The sequence below is a fragment of the Pseudomonas sp. LH21 genome, from assembly GCF_036549575.1.
Classification (GTDB): Bacteria; Pseudomonadota; Gammaproteobacteria; order Pseudomonadales; family Pseudomonadaceae; genus Aquipseudomonas; species Aquipseudomonas peradeniyensis.
Map to the genome: position 1 here is coordinate 630,272 of NZ_CP144367.1, position 16,961 is coordinate 647,232.

Consider the following 16,961-nt stretch of genomic DNA (forward strand, 5'->3'; position numbering starts at 1 on the left):
CCCTACGACTTTAGTTGTTGCCAGTCCAGCCCGAAGCGCGCCAGGTACTTGCGCAGGCGGTCGGCGTCGTTGGGGTTGGCCTTCTCCTGGCGCGATACCGCGAACAGCTGACGCCCGGCCTCGGACAGGCTCGGGGCGCGGCGGCAGACCTCGATGACCGCCTGCAACTGCACCTGGTCGAACAGGTCGAGTGCGCGGTCGGCCAAAAGTGGCTCGCTGGCCGACTCCAGGCCCCATGCATAGCGCAGCCGGGCAATCTCTTCCTCGACCATTTCCTCATCGATACGCCCGCTGTCGGCCAGGGTCGCCATGCGCGTGATCGACGCCGACAGCTCGCGGAAGTTACCGGCCCAGCGGGCCTCGCCGGCATGGGCGAAGGCCAGGTAGCGGCGCTTGGCCTCGAGGTTGAAGCGCACCTGGCGCCCTTGTTCGCGGGCATGGCGCTGCAGCTCGAAATCGAGGTTCGGCTCGATGTCCTCGCGGCGTGCGGCCAGGCCCGGGAGGGCGAAGGTCCACAGGTTGATGCGGGCGAACAGGTCCTCGCGGAACGAGCCGTCGGCGACCTTGGCGCGCAGGTCGCGGTGGGTGCCGGCGATCAGCTGGAAGTCGCTTTCCACTTCGCGGTCCGCGCCCAGCGGGAAGAAGCGTTTTTCCTCGATGGCCTTGAGCAGCATGGCCTGTTCGTCGGCGCCCAGTTCACCGATCTCGTCGAGGAACAGCATGCCGCCGTCGGCGGCGCGCAGCAGGCCGTCGCGGGCGTTCTGGGCGCCGGTGAAGGCGCCCTTGGCGTGGCCGAACAGGGTCGACATGGCGCCGTCGCCGCGCAGGGTGGCGCAGTTCACTTCGATGAAGCGTCCGCCCAGCTGATGGCGCCCGCGCTTGAGCTCATGGACGCGGCGGGCCAGGAACGACTTGCCGGCGCCGGTCGGGCCGACCAGCAGCATGGGGGCCTTCGAGCGCAGGGCGACCCGCTCGATCTGTTCGATGGTGCGGTTGAAATCCGGGTTGCGCGTGGCGATGCCGGACTTGAGCAGCGACTGCCCCTCGACCTGCTCGCGGCGAAAGCGCGAGGCGATCGGGTCATAGCGCGACAGGTCGAGGTCGATCAGGGTGGCGATGCCGGCCGGGTCGCTGTTTTCGTCCTGCTTGCGCGAGGGCGAGGTCTGTACCAGGCGCGCCGGCAGGTAGCGCGCCTCGGTGAGCAGGAACCAGCAGATCTGCGCGACGTGGGTGCCGGTGGTGATGTGCACCAGGTAGTCCTCGTGCTCGGTGTCGAAGCTGTAACCGCTGGCGAAGTCGTGCAAGGCGCCGTAGACCTCCTCGAAGTCCCACGGGTTGCGCAGCGCCAGCGGGTGCAGGCGCACCTCGGTGCCGGGCGAGACCTGCTGGATGTCGCCGCGAATGCGGTCGGCCAGGCTCTGGTCGCGCGCGCTGGGGCCGTGGATCAGTTCCAGGCGGTCCAGGGGCAGGTCGGCTTGCTGGCACAGGCCGATGGTCGGTCGCCAGCTGTTCCAGCGTGCGGCGCCCTTGCCGTTGCGGTCGAGGGTGGTGCCGAGGAAGCCGATGGCGACGAGTGGCTTGCTCATCCTTGATTATCCTTGAAGATAAATTGGTATCTGATGGTATACGAAAATCTGAATGTTCACGTGTCATTTGAACTGTACGCGCGTTAATCAGACAAAAATAAATCTATATAAAACAATTATTTAGATAATTTCATCAGTGCCGAATGAAAACCTGGCACGCCGCTCGCAATAACCCTCTCGACCGCATCGCCAGGCAGGCCCTCGGGACAGGGGAACCCCCCGCCGGTGCACGTACCCACCTTCAGGTGTCGGTGTCGTGCATGCCGCCGCCGCAACGACCGGTCATTGCTGCGCTGGGCCCCTGGAAAGGCAGGCGCAGACGCTCGCCGGGCAACGCCCCGGCACTACCCTCCTAAGGTAGCTGTAACCGCAACACCCGCCGGTGGGGCACAGGCAACGCAAGCAGGGCCAGGACGGCCCGTCACTGCGAAGGACGCCTGGCCCACCGCTGGCCCACCCGGCTCGCCGGCCGGGCCTGGCGCAACGATGGTGGCCGCTGGAGCAAGGTTCCCGGCCCCGGACTCCGCCAGGCTTCGCTCGCGACGCCCGCTGGGTTGGCGACCACCGGCAACCAAGGACATTGAACAAAGGATGAGCAAGATGAACATGTTGAAGCGCTTTGTAGTGAAGAAGAACGAACACGGCCTGTTGCTGAACGATGGCGATTTCGAGGCGATCCTCGAGCCGGGCCAGTACAAGCGTTTCGATTGGCAGGGGCGGCTGACGCTGAAGACCTGCCCCCAGGATTCCCCGCTGCACGACTATCCCCTCGAGCGCTATCTGCGCCAACATGAGCTGGCGTTGGTCGAGCAGTATTTCCTTACCCTGGACATGGCCGAAAACGAAGTGGGCCTGCGTTTCGAGGATGGTCAGTTGAAGGAACTGCTGGCAGCTGACAGCCGCCGCCTGCAATGGAAAGGCCAGACCCGGCAGAGCGTGACGCGGATCGACCTGGCCCAGGGGCGGCGCCTGGACACCGAGCTGCTGGCGCGCCTGAACAAACCGGGAATCGCCGGCATGGACAACGTGCTGCTGGTGACGGTGCCGACCTTCAGCGTCGGTGTGCTGCGCATCGACGGTGTCGTGGTCGACCTGCTGCAGGCCGGGCAGCACGGCTTCTGGCGCTGCGGCGCCCAGGTGGTGGTGGACACGGTGGATACGCGTCGTCCGGTTTCGGACGTCAACGTACGGGAGTTGCTCGCCCGGGGCATGGACCAGCACCTGGTGTGCATGGACCTGAGCGAGCATGAGGTCGGGCTGCGCTTCGAGGACGGCAAGCTGGTAGAAGTGCTGCCGCCGGACAGCCGCCGCGCCTACTGGAAAGACCAGGCCAGGCACGAACTGCAGCGTCTCGACCTTACCCACGGCCAGTGCCTGGACGCCGAGTTGGTGACCCGCCTGAACCGTCCGGGTATCGCCGGCATGGACCATGTACTGCTGGCGCTGGTGCCGGCCTTCCATGTCGGCGTGCTGAAGATCGACGGCGTGGTGGTTGGGTTGCTCGAGCCCGGGCAGCATGGCTACTGGCGCTGCGGCAGCCAGGTGGCGGTAGAGATGGTCGACACCCGCCTGCAGGCACTGGAGGTGAGCGGCCAGGAGATTCTCACCCGCGACAAGGTCAACCTGCGCCTGAGCCTGGTGGCCAACTGGCGTTATACCGACGTGCTCGGTGCCCATGGGCAGATGAGCAAGCCGGTTGAGCACCTGTACCGCGAGCTGCAGTTCGGTCTGCGTGCGGCAGTGGGCACCCGGACGCTCGATGAGTTGTTGGAGAACAAGCAACTGATCGACGACAGCGTTACCGAGCACCTGCAGGCGCAGTTGCCGGGCAGTGGCCTGGAGGTGGGCAGCCTCGGGCTGCGCGACATCATCCTGCCGGGCGAAATGAAGACCCTGCTGGCGCAGGTGGTGGAGGCGGAAAAGGCCGCCCAGGCCAACGTGATCCGGCGCCGTGAGGAAACCCAGGCGACCCGTTCGCTGCTCAACACCGCCAAGGTGATGGAAGGCAACCCGACGGCCCTGCGCCTGAAGGAGCTGGAAACCCTGGAGCGGGTGGCCGAGCGCATCGACCGGATTTCGGTGTTCGGTGGCCTGGATCAGGTATTGAATGGAATGGTCAGCCTCAAGGCGGGTTGACCCTTTGCGACACGACGTAGCGCAACAAGGAACAAGGCAATGAACATACTCGAAGTGGCGGGCGGCAAGCCGATCAAACTGTGGACCGACGGTGTGCCGGTCGAGGACGACGCCCGCAAGCAGCTGATGAACACGGCGAAGATGCCGTTCATCTTCAAGCACCTGGCGGTGATGCCGGATGTGCACCTGGGCAAGGGCTCGACCATCGGCAGCGTGATCCCCACCGTGGGCGCGATCATCCCGGCGGCGGTGGGCGTGGACATCGGCTGCGGCATGATCGCCGCGCGCACCTCGCTGCACGCCCGCGACCTGCCGGACAACCTGCACGGCCTGCGCACGGCCATCGAAAAGGCCGTGCCCCATGGCAAGACCTTCGGCCGTCGCGACCAGGGCGCCTGGGACACTGTGCCGAACCAGGCCGACCAGGTATGGAGCGGCCTGGCCGGGCGCTTCAAGGCGATCACCGACAAGCACCCGCGGCTGGAGAAGACCAACAACCGCCAGCACCTGGGGACACTGGGTGGCGGCAACCACTTCATCGAAGTCTGCCTGGACGAGGCCGACCGGGTCTGGTTCATGCTGCACAGCGGCTCGCGCGGTGTGGGTAATGCCATCGGCAACCTGTTCATCGAACTGGCCCAGGCCGACATGCGCCAGCACATGGTCAACCTGCCGGATCGGGACCTTGCGTATTTCGAGGAAGGCAGCCGGCACTTCGCCGACTATGTCGAGGCGGTCGAGTGGGCGCAGGATTTCGCCCGGCACAACCGCGAGCTGATGATGCAGGCGGTGGTCGCCGCCACCCGCAAGGTGCTGGGCAAACCGTTCGAGGCCAGCCTCGAGGCGGTCAACTGCCACCATAACTATGTGCAGAAGGAGCAGCACTTCGGCCGTGAGGTGCTGGTGACCCGCAAGGGCGCGGTGTCGGCGCAGAAGGGCCAGCTGGGCATCATCCCCGGCTCCATGGGCGCCAAGAGCTTCATCGTCCGTGGCCTGGGCAACGAGGAGGCGTTCTGCTCGTGCAGCCATGGCGCGGGCCGGGTGATGAGCCGTACCAAGGCCAAGAGCCGCTTCACCGTCGAGGACCAGCAGCGCGCCACCGCCCATGTGGAGTGCCGCAAGGACAAGGATGTGATCGACGAGATCCCGATGGCCTACAAGGACATCGATGCGGTGATGCAGGCCCAGCGGGAGTTGGTCGAAGTGGTGCATACCCTGCGTCAGGTGGTGTGCGTGAAAGGTTGAAATGGGCGCCATATGGCGCCCTGTACAAGGAACGAAGACATGTATCAGGGCGACCCCCACCCATTGCCCGAGGCCATGCGCGCCCGGGTGCTCGATGAATTGCAACGTATCGAGCGTGAGCACGAGGTGACCGTGCTCTATGCCTGCGAGTCCGGCAGCCGTGCCTGGGGCTTCGCTTCGCCGGACAGCGATTACGATGTGCGTTTTGTCTATGTGCCGCGCAATGACTGGTACCTGCGGGCGGACGAGCCTCGCGATGTGATCGAGCGGCCGCTGAGCGACGAGCTGGACATCAGCGGCTGGGAGCTGCGCAAGACCTTGCGCCTGATGCGCGGCGCCAACCCGAGCTTGCTCGAGTGGCTGGGCTCGCCGCTGGTGTACCGTGCCGACGCCGAAGCTACCGGGCGTTTGCGCGAGCTGGGCGAGGCTTTCTACTCGCCGCGCGCGGTGCGCCACCACTACCTGTCGATGGCACGCAAGAACCTGCGCGGCTACCTGATGGGCGAGACGGTGCGCTTCAAGAAGTACCTGTATGTGCTGCGGCCGTTGCTGGCGGTGCGCTGGATCGACCAGGGCCTGGGCATGCCGCCGACGGCGTTCGCCGCGCTGATGGCGCGTACCGTCGATGACCCGCGGCTGCAGGCGGCGATCGACGCGCTGCTGGCTGTGAAGCGCCGCAGTGGCGAGGCCGAGCACGGACCGCGGGATGAGGTGTTGCACGAGTTCATCGAGGCCGAGCTGGCACGGGCTGATGAGGCGCGGGAGGTGCCGGTGATACGGGGTGACAGCGGCTTGCTGGATGGGTTTCTGCGGGAGACCGTGCACAAGTACCCTGCATGACTGGGTAAACACGTAAACTCATTGACTTAGCGAGATCCTGTGGGAGCGGGTTTACCCGCGGAGCATCCAGTGCGGTGTATGGCACCGGCTCCGCCGGTGTTCGCGGCGGTGCGGCGGTCCGACAAGCCCGCTCCCACAGAGGTACAGTTTCCTGGGCGATCTCCCATGCACTGCTGTGCAAGCATGTGGATATTTCAGCGACTGATGAACATCCCGCCGGCTTCGGCGCGCACGCGCAGGCCATGGCTCTCGCTCAGCATGGCCAGGGCCAGTGGCAGGTCATCGACCGGGAAGCTGCCGGAGACCCGCAACTCGGCCACGGCCGGGTCACAGACCAGGCGCTGGTCGCTGTAGCGCATCAATTCCTGGGCCCACTGCAATAGCGGCATGTCGTCGACCACCAGCAAACCCCTGCGCCAGGCCAGCTGGGTGTCGCGGGCGGTTTCCACCAGGCCGAGCCGGTCGCGGTCGAAGCGCACCTGCGAGCCTGCGTGAATCACGGTGCCACTGCCGGCCTTGGGAGTGACACGCACGGCGCCTTCAAAGACCGCGAGCTGGGTCTCGCGAGGGCGCTGATACACGCTGAAGCGGGTGCCCAGCGCCTGCATCAGGCCGTGCTCGGTCCGCACCCGCAACGGTCGCGATGGGTCCGCCGCGGTGACGATGTACACCTCGCCACGGCGCAGGTGCAGCAGACGTTCCCCGGCCGAATACAGCACTCGCAGCTCGCTGTCGCTGTTGAGGGTGACCTGGGTGCCATCGCTCAGCAACAGCTCGCGGCGCTCGCCCACTGCGGTCTGGTAGTCGACTCCTTCCCGGGTCTGTCGCCATGCCCACCAGCCCAGCGGGGCCGCGCCGATCAGCACCAGCAGGCCACGCAGCACGGTGCGCCGGCTGCTGTCCTGCGGACGAACCAGGGTTTGCCGGGCGAGGGTCGGCGGCAGGGTGCCGAGGCGGGTCAGCAGGCGCTGGGCACGCTTCCAGGCACGTTCGTGGTCCGGGTCGCGGCGCCGCCAGCGCTCCAGTTCGAGCTGTTGCGCCGGCGTCAGCGCGCCTTCCTGCATCAGCAGCAACCAGGCGGCGGCCTCGGCGAGCACGGCCTGGGCAATGGCGGGCTGGTCACTCATCGGGCATCCGGCTCAGGCAGGCCATGTAGCCCTCATGGATGTACTTCTTCACCGTCGGCAGCGCGATGTTCAAGTTCTGGGCGATGTCTTTCTGTTTCATGCCGTCCAGGGTGGCCATCAGGAACGCCTGCCTGACCCGTGGGCGCAGGCCGTCGAGCACCGCGTCGATTTCGTGCAGGGTCTCGAGGATGACGCTCTGCTGTTCCGGGGATGGCTGCAGCGCCTCGGGCACCAGCGCCAGCGCCTCGAGCCAGGCTTGCTCCAGCGAATGGCGACGGCGCCAGCTGACCAGCACGCAGTTGGCGATGCGGGTCAGGTAGGCGCGTGGCTGGCGCAGGGTGTCGGGCTGGTTGCTGTCGCGGCTGGCGAGCACGCGCACGAAGATGTCCTGGGCCAGGTCGTCGGCCACGCCGCGCCCCCAGGAGCGCAACCGGTACGCCAGCCAGCCGCGCAGCCAGGCGTGGTGCTCGATGTACAGCGTGGTGACGGCGCAGTGTTCGGCGGGCTGGGGCGGGGTCTTGAAAAGGGTCATGGCTGGGAGGCGTCAGGGTGTAAATGCAAACAATTATCACTAGATTTGGTTAAATCACAAGATCAAGTGAAAATGCGAATCGCACGCATATACCTTTTTCGCCGTCATGCGACAGAAGGGGTGCAAGCCCGCATCGAGTGCCGGGCACTGACCTCACGAGCGAGAAAAGCATGCCCGCAATCCGTCGGCTCCCCCCTGTTTCGCGTCCTTCGCAACGCTTGTCCCCGATCAGCTTCGCCGTGCGTTGCGCGATGCTCGGCTGCCTGATGGGCACGGCTTCGACCCTGGCCCAGGCCGCCGAGTCCCCGGCCGTGGCGTCCACCCGGCTCGACGATGCCACGCTGCGCGACTACGACATCGCCAAGGGCCCGCTGGGCACCGCGCTGGGCGTGTTTGCCAGCCAATCAGGGCTGCTGCTGTCCTATGACCCCGAGCTGACTCGCGGCCGCGCGGCGCCGGCGCTCAAGGGCCGCTATACCGTGCAGGAGGGGGCCCGGCGTCTGCTGGCCAACAGTGGCCTGCAACTGCTGGCGAACTCGCGGGGCGCGTACATCCTTATCCCGCAGGCCCAGGCATCAGCGACAGCGACGGAGCTGACGCCGACCATGGTCGCGGCCAGCGAGCTGCTTGACCCACAGCGCGACACCTATCGCGCGCCACGCTCGACGGTGCACCTGTCGCGTGAAGACCTCGACCGCTTCAGCACCGTCTCGGTGGGCGACATGCTCAAGGGCGTGGCCGGCGTGCAGGTGGGCGACAGCCGCAACGGCGGCGCGCTGGACGTCAACATTCGCGGCATCCAGGGGCAGAGCCGGGTAGCGGTCAGGGTCGATGGTTCGGAGCAGGCGGTGGATGTCTACCGGGGCTACGGCGGCACCCAGCAGCGCAGCTACATCGACCCCGACCTGATCAGCAGCGTCACTGTGAACAAGGGCCCCAGTACCCGCTCGGGCGCAATCGGCGGCTCGGTGGAGATGAAGACCATCGGCGTCGATGACATCCTGGTCGATGGCAAGGATGTCGGCGTGCGCCTGACCGGCAACCTGTGGAACAACGGTGTGGAGCCCGAGCACCGCAACCGCAACTCCAGGGACGAGGACCTGAGCGCGGTGCCACGCGACGAACGCGGCAGCCTGTTCGGCTCCAAGGCCGAGTCCGGCAGCGCCGCCTTTGGCTACTCCCACGAACGCTTCGACCTGGTGGCGGCCTATGCGCACCGCAACCAGGGCAACTACTTTTCCGGCAAGAAGGGCCAGGACCGCTACCGGCTCTACGACCGCGACGGTGACGAACAGCCGAGCGTCGCCAACACCTACAACGCCGGCGAGGAGGTGCTCAACTCGTCGTCCGAGACCGACTCCTACCTGCTCAAGACCACCTGGCGGCTGGCCGACGACCATACCCTGGACCTGGGTTACCGCCGCTTCGACGGACACATGGGCGAGATCATGCCGTCGGACATCTTCCGCTACGGCACCGCCGGTATCTACCAGTACCCCACCAGCGAAATCCAGATCGACACCTACACCGCCCGCTATCACTACCTGCCCGAGGGCAATCCGTGGGTGGACCTCAGCAGCAGGCTGTGGATGACCGACTCGAAGACCAGTACCTTGAGCGCGGCCTGGATGGCGCCCAAGTCGCAGCTGTACCGTACCGATCGCGCCTGGTCCCGCCAGGACAACCGCCGCATCGGCGGCGACCTGAACAACGTGTCGCGCTTCACCACCGCCCATGGCGATTTCAAGCTCGACCTGGGCGGCGCGTTCCAGCTCGAGGACCTCCAGCCGCAAAGCAACGTGGTCTCCACCCAGCACGACATCAACGCCAACCGCATGCTGCGCGACGCCTCGCGTCAGGAGTTCAGCTTCAACGGCAACCTGGAATACAAACCCACTGAAACACTGACGCTGTGGGGCGGCGGCCGCTATGCCCACTACCAGACCAAGGACAACACCGTGCTGGCCGAGGCGCGCCGCGAGGAGCGGGAAATGCGCTGGATCACCGCCAGCAGCCCGGGGCATTGGGGCAGCATGATGTGGTTCCCCGACCAGAACGGCCAGTACACCGACGCCACCGATCCACGCCTGAACAACGGCATCGTCTTCGAGAACAGCAACGAGCCGTTCAATGGCGTGCCGTTCAACGAGTCCGGCGCGACCAACGTGGAGGTTCATCCCGAAGGTGTCAGCAATGTGGTCACCGGCTACGCCTACACCCCGCAGGGCAAGAGCCGCGGCGGTGGCTTCGCACCGGCCTTCGGCATCAATTTCGAGTTCCTCCCGGACACCTTCGTCTACGCCTCCTACACCGAGGGCCTGCGCCTGCCGTCGCTGTTCGAGACCAGCCAGGGCACCCAGCAGGTCACCCCGGGCAAGCACCTCAAGCCCGAGCGTTCGCGCAGCTGGGAAGTGGGCGTGAGTGCCTTGCGCAGCGACCTGCTGACCGCGGGCGACGAGGCGTCGGCCAAGCTGGCCTGGTTCGACAACGACATCAAGAACTACATCACCCGCTACTACGACCCGAGCCCGGGCCTGTGGGGGCAGATGACCTTCAGCAACACCGACAGCTTCCACACCCGTGGCCTGGAACTGCAGTCGCACTACGATGCCGGGCGCGTGTTCGCCGACCTCTCGGCCACCTACTACCTGATGACCGAGACCTGCGACGCGGCCTTCGCTGCCAAGCTGCGCGCCAGCGCCAATCGCTACCAGCGCACCCAGGACACCCCGGACTGCACGTCGGGCAGCTACATGGGCTCGTACACCAACACCCAGAACCCGCCACGCTTCTCGGCCAACCTGCTTGGCGGGATGCGCTTCTTCGACGAGGCACTGACCGTGGGCGGGCGCATGACCTACAGCTCGGGACCGACCGCGCAGATGGACAAACCCTGGCAGACCGGCGCGACCACGCCGCAGATCGACTACCGCTCGGTGGCGTTGTTCGACCTGTTCCTCAAGTACAAGCTGCTGGAGCACACCGAGTTGAATGTGTCGGTGCAGAACCTGACCGACCGCTACTACCTGGATCCGCTGGCGCAGAGCTTCATGCCGGCACCGGGACGGACCTGGCGGGTGGGGATGGTGGCGCGCTTCTGAGGGGGCGCCCGACTTTTCGCCAGGCATTAAAAAGCCGGCTTGTGGCCGGCTTCTCGGGGACGGTCTTGGCTCATTTTTGATAAGCCGCAACCGCCTTAAACGGTTGGCAACATGGCCTGAAAAAGATGGCGGACGGCTGTGTGAGGCGTCGCCAGGCCCTCTGGAATGCGGCTTGCACCATCAGGGGGCATGATGTGCGGCGTAGCATACCCGTGTGCGCGGCGCATGCCCAGCAAAAAGTGGTGTTTCAGCCGGGGCGTGCCGGGCGCAGGCTTGACCACCAGAACACCCAGCCGAGGATTTCCAGGTTCTGCACCCGGCGCTGATAGGCGGTATAGCGTTCACTGGGGTGGTTGAGGCGGTCATGGCTGTGCAGGCACAGGGTGCCGTTGTGGCCAAGGGTGAGGTGCTGCACGCGCAGGCGGCCGTTGTGCAGCAGGGCGTAGCATTCGCCTTCAACCACCCGGGTGCAGCCGCGGTCGATGGCCAGCAGGGCACCCTGGGGCAGCAGCGGGGCCATGTTATTGCCTGGCATGCCGAGGCAGATGGCCTTTTCCGCGTTGACCTGCACCCACTCCAAGGCTCGCCGGGGTATCGGCTGGTAGTGCCCTGGCAGCACCTGCAGTTTGCCATCGCGCACCTGGTGCAGTGGCAGGTGGGTCAGGTCCGTGTCCAGGGCCTGCAGCGGCGGTGGCAGCGCCAGGTTTGGCGCCGCCGATGTCGCGGGAGCCAGGGGTGTCGGATGCTTCGGTCCCTCGCCACTGCGCAGCCAGCGCCTGCGCACGCAGAACAGGTCGGCAATTTCATCGAGCCGGGCCTGGGGCACGCCGCGCTTGAACCAGTTGTTGACGTGCTGCGACGAGACCTTGCGCTGGGCGGCAAAGTCGGAGGGGGTCAGGTTGCACTCCAGCAGGAGGGCCTTGAGACGGTCACCGGATGTTTTCATGGTGCCGAGTCTATAGGCCCTCGAACGGTGTGGAAATCAACCCGATGTCGAGGAAATTTGTAGGAAACGTAGCGGTTTGTAGGGCAATGCCTAGGATCGCGTGAGAGGTCTCTTTTTATGCCTATTCGAAGGGCGATTTCCCTTGGCGAGCGCCCATAAAAAAGCCCTGCCGAAGCAGGGCTTTTCTTGTGTCAGGCTCAGCCCTTGTAGGCAGCGACCGACTTGGTGATCGCGGCGCGGGCGGCGTCGGCGCCTTCCCAGCCTTCGATCTTGACCCACTTGCCCTTCTCGAGATCCTTGTAGTTCGCGAAGAAGTGCTCGATCTGCTGGATCAGCAGGGCTGGCAGGTCGGTGTATTCCTTCACGTCGACGTACAGCTGGCTCAGCTTGTCGTGTGGAACAGCGATGACCTTGGCATCGCCGCCGCCGTCGTCGGTCATGTTCAGCACGCCGACTGGACGAGCGCGGATCACTGCGCCTGGAGCGACCGGGTACGGAGTCACGACCAGCACGTCCAGCGGATCACCGTCGTCGGCCAGGGTGTTGGGGATATAGCCGTAGTTGGCCGGATAGAACATCGGGGTGGCCATGAAACGGTCGACGAACAGGGCATCGCTGTCCTTGTCGATCTCGTACTTGATCGGCGCGTGGTTGGCCGGGATTTCGATGGCGACGTAGATGTCGTTCGGCAGGTCTTTGCCGGCTGGAATCTTGCTGTAGCTCATTGGGCAATGCCCCCGTGTTTGATCAAAAAAGTGGCGGCGATTATAGGCACATTCCCACGGTGGGTGCCACGCCCGGCCTGATGTGCGGGCGTTCAGGCGTGGCTTTCGCGGTAGTCCGGATGTTCGGCCTGCAGGTGCATCAGGCGCTTCAGCGGATCCTGGCGATAGAACAGCGACAGCTGCTGGTAGACCTGCGGCCAGGCCTGGTGCAGCAGATCGGGGGCGCTGAAGAAGTATTCGCTGGTGACGGCAAAGAACTCGGCCGGGTTCTCCGCAGCGTAGGGATCGATGGCCGTTTCGGCGTCGGGGTCGGCATCGAGCTGGCGATTCATCGCGTCATAGGCCTGCTGCATGGCCTGGGCCCAGTCCTCGACACGCATGCCGTGGTGCAGTGGCGGCAGGCCGTTGGCATCGCCGTTGAGCATGTCCAGCTTGTGCGCCAGTTCGTGGATCACCAGGTTGTAGGCTTCCCAGCCACCGCTGGCCAGGACCCCGGGCCAGGCCAGGATCACCGGGCCCTGTTGCCAGGCCTCGCCGCTGTGCTCGGCGTCCCAGACATGTTCGACACCGCTGGCGTCGCGATGGCGCTGGGGGCTCTTGAAGTCATCGGGGTAGAGGATGATCTCGTGGAAGCCCTGGTACCAGTTCAGCTCGCCCAGGTGCAGCAGCGGCAGCTGGGCCTGGGCGGCGAGGAACAGGCGCTGCTCGTCGTCCAGCTCGACGCCCGGCAGGGTGGTCAGGTGCTTGTCGTGCAGGAACAGCACACTGGCTTCACGCAGCCAGCGGTCTTCCTCGTCGCTGATGCCGTCCAGCAGCGGCAGGCGATCGCGGATCACCTGCCACATGCGTGGGTCGACTGGATAACGGGCCAGGGTGCGCCGGCGGCGCCAGGCGCTGAACGACCACATGCGCCGGTCAGTGGGCCTTGGCCGTGCGGCCGAAGCGACCGCGCAGCAGGCCGAGGATCATCGGCACCAGCGACAGGATGATGATGCCGACCACCATCAGCGACAGGTGCTGCTTGATGAACGGCACGTTGCCGAAGAAGTAGCCCAGGGTCACCAGGCCGCCGACCCACAGCAGCGAACCGGCCACGCTGAAGGCGAGGAAGCGCGGGTAGTGCATGTGGGCGATGCCGGCGACGAACGGCGCGAAGGTACGCAGGATCGGCAGGAAGCGCGCCAGGGTGACGGTCTTGCCGCCGTGGCGCTCGTAGAACTCGTGGGTGCGCTGCAGGTAGTCCTGGCGGAAGATCTTCGATTTGGGGTTGCGGAACAGGCGTTCGCCAGCCGTGCGCCCGATCACGTAGTTGGTGCTGTCGCCGAGGATTGCTGCGGCCATCAGCAGGCCGGCCAGCAGCACCGGATCCATGCCGCCACCGGCGGCCACGGCGCCGGCGATGAACAGCAGCGAGTCGCCCGGCAGGAATGGCATGACCACCAGGCCGGTCTCGCAGAAGATCACGGCGAAGAGGATGGCGTAGATCCAGGGGCCGTAGTTGTTGACCAGCAGATCGAGGTAGGCATCGAGATGCAGGATGAGGTCCAGCGGGTTGAAATCCATGTACAGCACCTGTGTTCTTGACCCGCGTCTACGGGCGCGCGATGACGGACAGCGCCATGGTTGGGGACGGTTTACCGGCTAGGCGGGTAACTTTTCGCACATGACAGGAGGGGGATTATACGGCGAAGTCCGGATTGTGCCCGGAGAGTTTGTAGCGGAGCGTTACGACGGGGTAATTGGGCTTGCAAAGGATGAGTCTGCTGTCACGCGGTTCCTGTAGGAGCGGCCTTGTGTCGCGATGGGGCGCGCAGCGGCCCCCAAAATGTCGACATCATGCAAAACCGTCGGGGCCGCTGCTCGGCCCATCGCGACACAAGGCCGCTCCCACAGAGAGCACAAGTGCGCCAGGCATCAATCCTGACTGATCGGCAAGATATAGTTCTCGAACTCGGTGTCCTTGCGAAACCCCATGGATTCATAGGTCTTGCGCGCCACTTCGTTGTCGCTGCTGGTGGACACGCGCATGCGCACGGCGTTGGATTGCTTGGCCATCTTCTTGGCTTCGCGCATCAGGTTGTCGGCCACCAGCATGCGTCGTGAGTCCTCGGCCACGTAGATGTCGTTGAGGATCCACACGCGCTTGAGCGACAGCGAGGAGAAGCTCGGGTAGAGCTGGCAGAAGCCCAGCAGGCGGTCGTCACCGTCATCCGGCAGGGCCAGGTAGATGATCGACTCCTTGCGCTTGAGGCGCTTCTCGAGAAAGGCCCGCGAACTGTCCGGGTAAGGCAGTTGCCCATAGAACTCACGGTATTTCACGAACAGCGGGGTGAGCAGGTCGAGGTGTTCCAAGGTTGCCTGGATGATGCGCATGGGCGGGCCTCTGAGTCCATTGGGGGTACGGCGGATTGCCTGCAGCGTCCTCTGGCATGCTGCCTAAAGCAGGCCAGAAGCGCAATCCGCCTTCCGTGACATGTTGTTTACCCTTCACCGAGCAGGAAGTTTCCGCTTTTTCCGGCGGTTTCTTCACTGTCGATACTATGGACCTCTGCTTCGTCCTTCAGATTCACCCCCGACAACTGGCGTCGGCACGCTTCGCGCATCAGGTACAGCAGGCGGTGGGCGGCCATGCCATAGCTCAGGCCTTCCAGGCGCACGTTGGAAATGCAGTTGCGGTAGGCGTCGGTCAGGCCGACCTTGGGCGCATAGGTGAAATACAGCCCCAGGCTGTCGGGAGAACTCAGGCCCGGGCGTTCGCCGATCAGCATCACTGTCATGCGTGCGCCAAGCAGCTCACCGACTTCGTCGGCCACCGCGACCCGGCCTTGCTCCACCAGGATCACCGGGGCGCTGGTCCAGCCATCGGCGGCGGCCTGCTCCTCGAAACGGCTCAGGAAGGGCAGGGTGTGGCGGTGCACGGCCAGCGCCGACAGACCGTCGGCGACGACGATCGCCAGGTCGACGCCGCCGGGGTTGGCCTGGGCATGCTCGCGCAGGCGCTGGGCCGAGTCCTCGTGCAGGCGCCGGCCAAGGTCCGGGCGTTGCAGATACTGGTGGCGGTCGCTGGCGGCGCTGTGCAGCAGCAGGCTGTCGCGGCCGCGCTCGCCGAGCTGCTGGCGCAGGCCGACGTGGTCGAACGGCAGGTGCACGGCATCGCGGGCCTGGGCGTGGGCGAACTGGAAGTCCAGCTGGGCGCCGGTCGGCAGGCTGATGCCGGTGCGGCCCAGGGCGATGCGCGCCGGGGTGAGGTTGCGCAGGGCCAGCCAGGGATTGTCCGGAGTGGGTGTGTGTCGTTCCATGGTCACCTCTAGGCCAGCTGCGCCAGGGCCTGGCGGAAGGCCGGCGGCAGGTTGTCGCCGAAGCGGATGCGGCCGTCGGCCTGGGTGAAGATGCCGGTGCGCTCCAGCCACGCCTCGAATTCCGGCCCGGGCTTCAGGCCCAGGGTCTGGCGCGCGTAGAGCGCGTCGTGGAACGAGGTGGTCTGGTAGTTGAGCATGATGTCGTCGGAGCCGGGAATGCCCATGATGAAGTTGATCCCGGCCACGCCCAGCAGGGTCAGCAGGGTGTCCATGTCGTCCTGGTCGGCTTCGGCGTGGTTGGTGTAGCAGATGTCGCAGCCCATCGGCACGCCCAGCAGCTTGCCGCAGAAGTGGTCTTCGAGGCCGGCACGGATGATCTGCTTGCCGTTGTACAGGTATTCCGGGCCGATGAAGCCGACCACGGTGTTGACCAGGAACGGCTTGAAGTGGCGGGCCACGGCGTAGGCGCGGGTCTCGCAGGTCTGCTGGTCGACGCCGTGGTGGGCGTTGGCCGACAGCGCGCTGCCCTGGCCGGTCTCGAAGTACATCAGGTTCTGTCCGAGCGTGCCGCGCTTGAGCGACAGGCCCGCCTCGTAGCCTTCCTGGAGCACGTTGAGGTTGATGCCGAAGCCGGCGTTGGCCGCCTCGGTGCCGGCGATGGACTGGAACACCAGGTCCAGTGGCACGCCACGGTTGATCGCCTCGATCGAGGTGGTGACGTGGGTCAGCACGCAGGACTGGGTGGGAATGTCGTAGCGCTGGATGATCGCGTCGAGCATCTCCAGCAGCGCGCAGATCGAGGCGATGCTGTCGGTGGCCGGGTTGATGCCGATCATGGCGTCGCCGTTGCCGTATAGCAGACCGTCGAGGATGCTCGCGGCGATGCCGGCCGGCTCGTCGGTCGGGTGGTTGGGCTGCAGGCGCGTCGACAGCCGCCCGCGCAGCCCCATGGTGCCGCGAAAGGCGGTGACCACGCGGATCTTCTGCGCCACCAGCACCAGGTCCTGCACGCGCATGATCTTCGACACCGCCGCCGCCATTTCCGGCGTCAGGCCCGGCGCCAGGGCGCGCAGGCTGTGCTCGTCGGCTTGCTCGCTGAGCAGCCAGTCGCGCAGCCCGCCGACGGTCAGATGGCTGACCGGAGCGAAAGCTTGCTGGTCGTGGCTGTCGACGATCAGTCGGGTGATTTCGTCCTTTTCATAGGGAATCAGCGCCTCGTTGAGGAAGTGCTTGAGCGGGATGTTGGCCAAGGCCATCTGCGCCGCCACCCGCTCGCCGTCGTTGCTGGCGGCGACTCCCGCCAGGTAGTCGCCTGAACGCGCCGGGCTGGCCTTGGCCATGACCTCTTTGAGGCTGTCGAAGCGGTAGACCTGGTGGCCCACCGTATGCGTGAAACTTGCCATACAGAATCTCCAGGGCGCCGC

Annotated in this window: 13 protein-coding genes and 1 pseudogene; 4 read left to right on the forward strand and 10 right to left on the reverse strand. The window is 65.6% G+C overall.

The window, feature by feature from the left end; translation table 11 throughout:
* Window positions 1-2 precede the first annotated feature (2 nt).
* Window positions 3-1,586: an RNA repair transcriptional activator RtcR gene (rtcR, locus tag VUG52_RS03085; protein WP_050707154.1), complete on the reverse strand. Its 1,584-nt coding sequence runs from the start codon at window positions 1,584-1,586 to the stop codon at window positions 3-5.
* Window positions 1,587-2,813: 1,227 nt separating this feature from the next.
* Between rtcR and VUG52_RS03090 the strand changes: the two are divergent.
* The 3 genes and pseudogenes from VUG52_RS03090 to VUG52_RS03100 all read left to right on the forward strand — a co-directional run.
* A pseudogene (locus VUG52_RS03090) lies at window positions 2,814-3,722 on the forward strand (slipin family protein); the annotation flags it as partial.
* A gap of 39 nt (window positions 3,723-3,761) precedes the next feature.
* A complete protein-coding gene (locus VUG52_RS03095) occupies window positions 3,762-4,967 on the forward strand; it encodes an RtcB family protein (protein ID WP_050707153.1) in 1,206 nt (401 codons plus the stop codon).
* 39 nt (window positions 4,968-5,006) lie between these two features.
* Entirely contained in the window at window positions 5,007-5,807 is an 801-nt protein-coding gene (locus tag VUG52_RS03100; RefSeq protein WP_050707152.1) for a nucleotidyltransferase domain-containing protein, read from the forward strand.
* 194 nt (window positions 5,808-6,001) lie between these two features.
* Here the strand turns inward: VUG52_RS03100 and VUG52_RS03105 are convergent, their stop codons facing one another.
* Window positions 6,002-6,934 carry a FecR family protein gene (locus tag VUG52_RS03105; protein WP_262974351.1) on the reverse strand — a complete coding sequence of 311 codons (933 nt, stop codon included), beginning with the start codon at window positions 6,932-6,934 and terminating at the stop codon, window positions 6,002-6,004.
* A complete protein-coding gene (locus tag VUG52_RS03110) occupies window positions 6,927-7,466 on the reverse strand; it encodes a sigma-70 family RNA polymerase sigma factor (RefSeq protein WP_050707150.1) in 540 nt (179 codons plus the stop codon). Before VUG52_RS03110 ends, VUG52_RS03105 begins: the two co-directional genes overlap by 8 nt.
* A gap of 170 nt (window positions 7,467-7,636) precedes the next feature.
* Here VUG52_RS03110 and VUG52_RS03115 point away from each other — a divergent pair, with 170 nt between their 5' ends.
* A complete protein-coding gene (locus tag VUG52_RS03115) occupies window positions 7,637-10,567 on the forward strand; it encodes a TonB-dependent receptor (RefSeq protein WP_156329672.1) in 2,931 nt (976 codons plus the stop codon).
* 247 nt (window positions 10,568-10,814) lie between these two features.
* On the opposite strand, the gene VUG52_RS03120 is transcribed toward VUG52_RS03115, so the two are convergent.
* The 7 genes from VUG52_RS03120 to VUG52_RS03150 form a co-directional block, all read right to left on the reverse strand.
* Window positions 10,815-11,513, reverse strand: a complete 699-nt coding sequence (locus tag VUG52_RS03120; RefSeq protein ID WP_050707148.1) for a LexA family transcriptional regulator — start codon at window positions 11,511-11,513, stop codon at window positions 10,815-10,817.
* Between the two features lie 197 nt (window positions 11,514-11,710).
* A complete protein-coding gene (ppa, locus tag VUG52_RS03125; RefSeq protein WP_050707147.1) occupies window positions 11,711-12,238 on the reverse strand; it encodes an inorganic diphosphatase in 528 nt (175 codons plus the stop codon).
* A 92-nt stretch (window positions 12,239-12,330) separates the two neighbouring features.
* Window positions 12,331-13,146: a zinc-dependent peptidase gene (locus tag VUG52_RS03130; protein ID WP_050707146.1), complete on the reverse strand. Its 816-nt coding sequence runs from the start codon at window positions 13,144-13,146 to the stop codon at window positions 12,331-12,333.
* 7 nt (window positions 13,147-13,153) lie between these two features.
* Window positions 13,154-13,801: a DedA family protein gene (locus tag VUG52_RS03135; RefSeq protein WP_050707161.1), complete on the reverse strand. Its 648-nt coding sequence runs from the start codon at window positions 13,799-13,801 to the stop codon at window positions 13,154-13,156.
* 351 nt (window positions 13,802-14,152) lie between these two features.
* Complete coding sequence (locus VUG52_RS03140; RefSeq protein ID WP_028690317.1) at window positions 14,153-14,611, reverse strand: GNAT family N-acetyltransferase; 459 nt, start codon at window positions 14,609-14,611, stop codon at window positions 14,153-14,155.
* 107 nt (window positions 14,612-14,718) lie between these two features.
* Window positions 14,719-15,537 carry an ethanolamine ammonia-lyase subunit EutC gene (gene eutC / locus VUG52_RS03145; protein ID WP_050707145.1) on the reverse strand — a complete coding sequence of 273 codons (819 nt, stop codon included), beginning with the start codon at window positions 15,535-15,537 and terminating at the stop codon, window positions 14,719-14,721.
* An 8-nt stretch (window positions 15,538-15,545) separates the two neighbouring features.
* Complete coding sequence (locus VUG52_RS03150; RefSeq protein ID WP_050707144.1) at window positions 15,546-16,940, reverse strand: ethanolamine ammonia-lyase subunit EutB; 1,395 nt, start codon at window positions 16,938-16,940, stop codon at window positions 15,546-15,548.
* Between the last annotated feature and the right edge of the window lie 21 nt (window positions 16,941-16,961).

What these genes read in the sequence shown, in the direction of transcription:
- VUG52_RS03120 (WP_050707148.1), bottom strand. Translation starts at nt 11,513, where the DNA reads ATGAAAACATCCGGTGACCGTCTCAAGGCCCTCCTGCTGGAGTGCAAC.
- VUG52_RS03110 (WP_050707150.1), bottom strand. Translation starts at nt 7,466, where the DNA reads ATGACCCTTTTCAAGACCCCGCCCCAGCCCGCCGAACACTGCGCCGTC.
- VUG52_RS03130 (WP_050707146.1), bottom strand. Translation starts at nt 13,146, where the DNA reads ATGTGGTCGTTCAGCGCCTGGCGCCGCCGGCGCACCCTGGCCCGTTAT.
- VUG52_RS03095 (WP_050707153.1), top strand. Translation starts at nt 3,762, where the DNA reads ATGAACATACTCGAAGTGGCGGGCGGCAAGCCGATCAAACTGTGGACC.
- VUG52_RS03135 (WP_050707161.1), bottom strand. Translation starts at nt 13,801, where the DNA reads ATGGATTTCAACCCGCTGGACCTCATCCTGCATCTCGATGCCTACCTC.
- VUG52_RS03140 (WP_028690317.1), bottom strand. Translation starts at nt 14,611, where the DNA reads ATGCGCATCATCCAGGCAACCTTGGAACACCTCGACCTGCTCACCCCG.
- VUG52_RS03100 (WP_050707152.1), top strand. Translation starts at nt 5,007, where the DNA reads ATGTATCAGGGCGACCCCCACCCATTGCCCGAGGCCATGCGCGCCCGG.
- VUG52_RS03150 (WP_050707144.1), bottom strand. Translation starts at nt 16,940, where the DNA reads ATGGCAAGTTTCACGCATACGGTGGGCCACCAGGTCTACCGCTTCGAC.
- VUG52_RS03115 (WP_156329672.1), top strand. Translation starts at nt 7,637, where the DNA reads ATGCCCGCAATCCGTCGGCTCCCCCCTGTTTCGCGTCCTTCGCAACGC.
- eutC (WP_050707145.1), bottom strand. Translation starts at nt 15,537, where the DNA reads ATGGAACGACACACACCCACTCCGGACAATCCCTGGCTGGCCCTGCGC.
- ppa (WP_050707147.1), bottom strand. Translation starts at nt 12,238, where the DNA reads ATGAGCTACAGCAAGATTCCAGCCGGCAAAGACCTGCCGAACGACATC.
- VUG52_RS03105 (WP_262974351.1), bottom strand. Translation starts at nt 6,934, where the DNA reads ATGAGTGACCAGCCCGCCATTGCCCAGGCCGTGCTCGCCGAGGCCGCC.
- rtcR (WP_050707154.1), bottom strand. Translation starts at nt 1,586, where the DNA reads ATGAGCAAGCCACTCGTCGCCATCGGCTTCCTCGGCACCACCCTCGAC.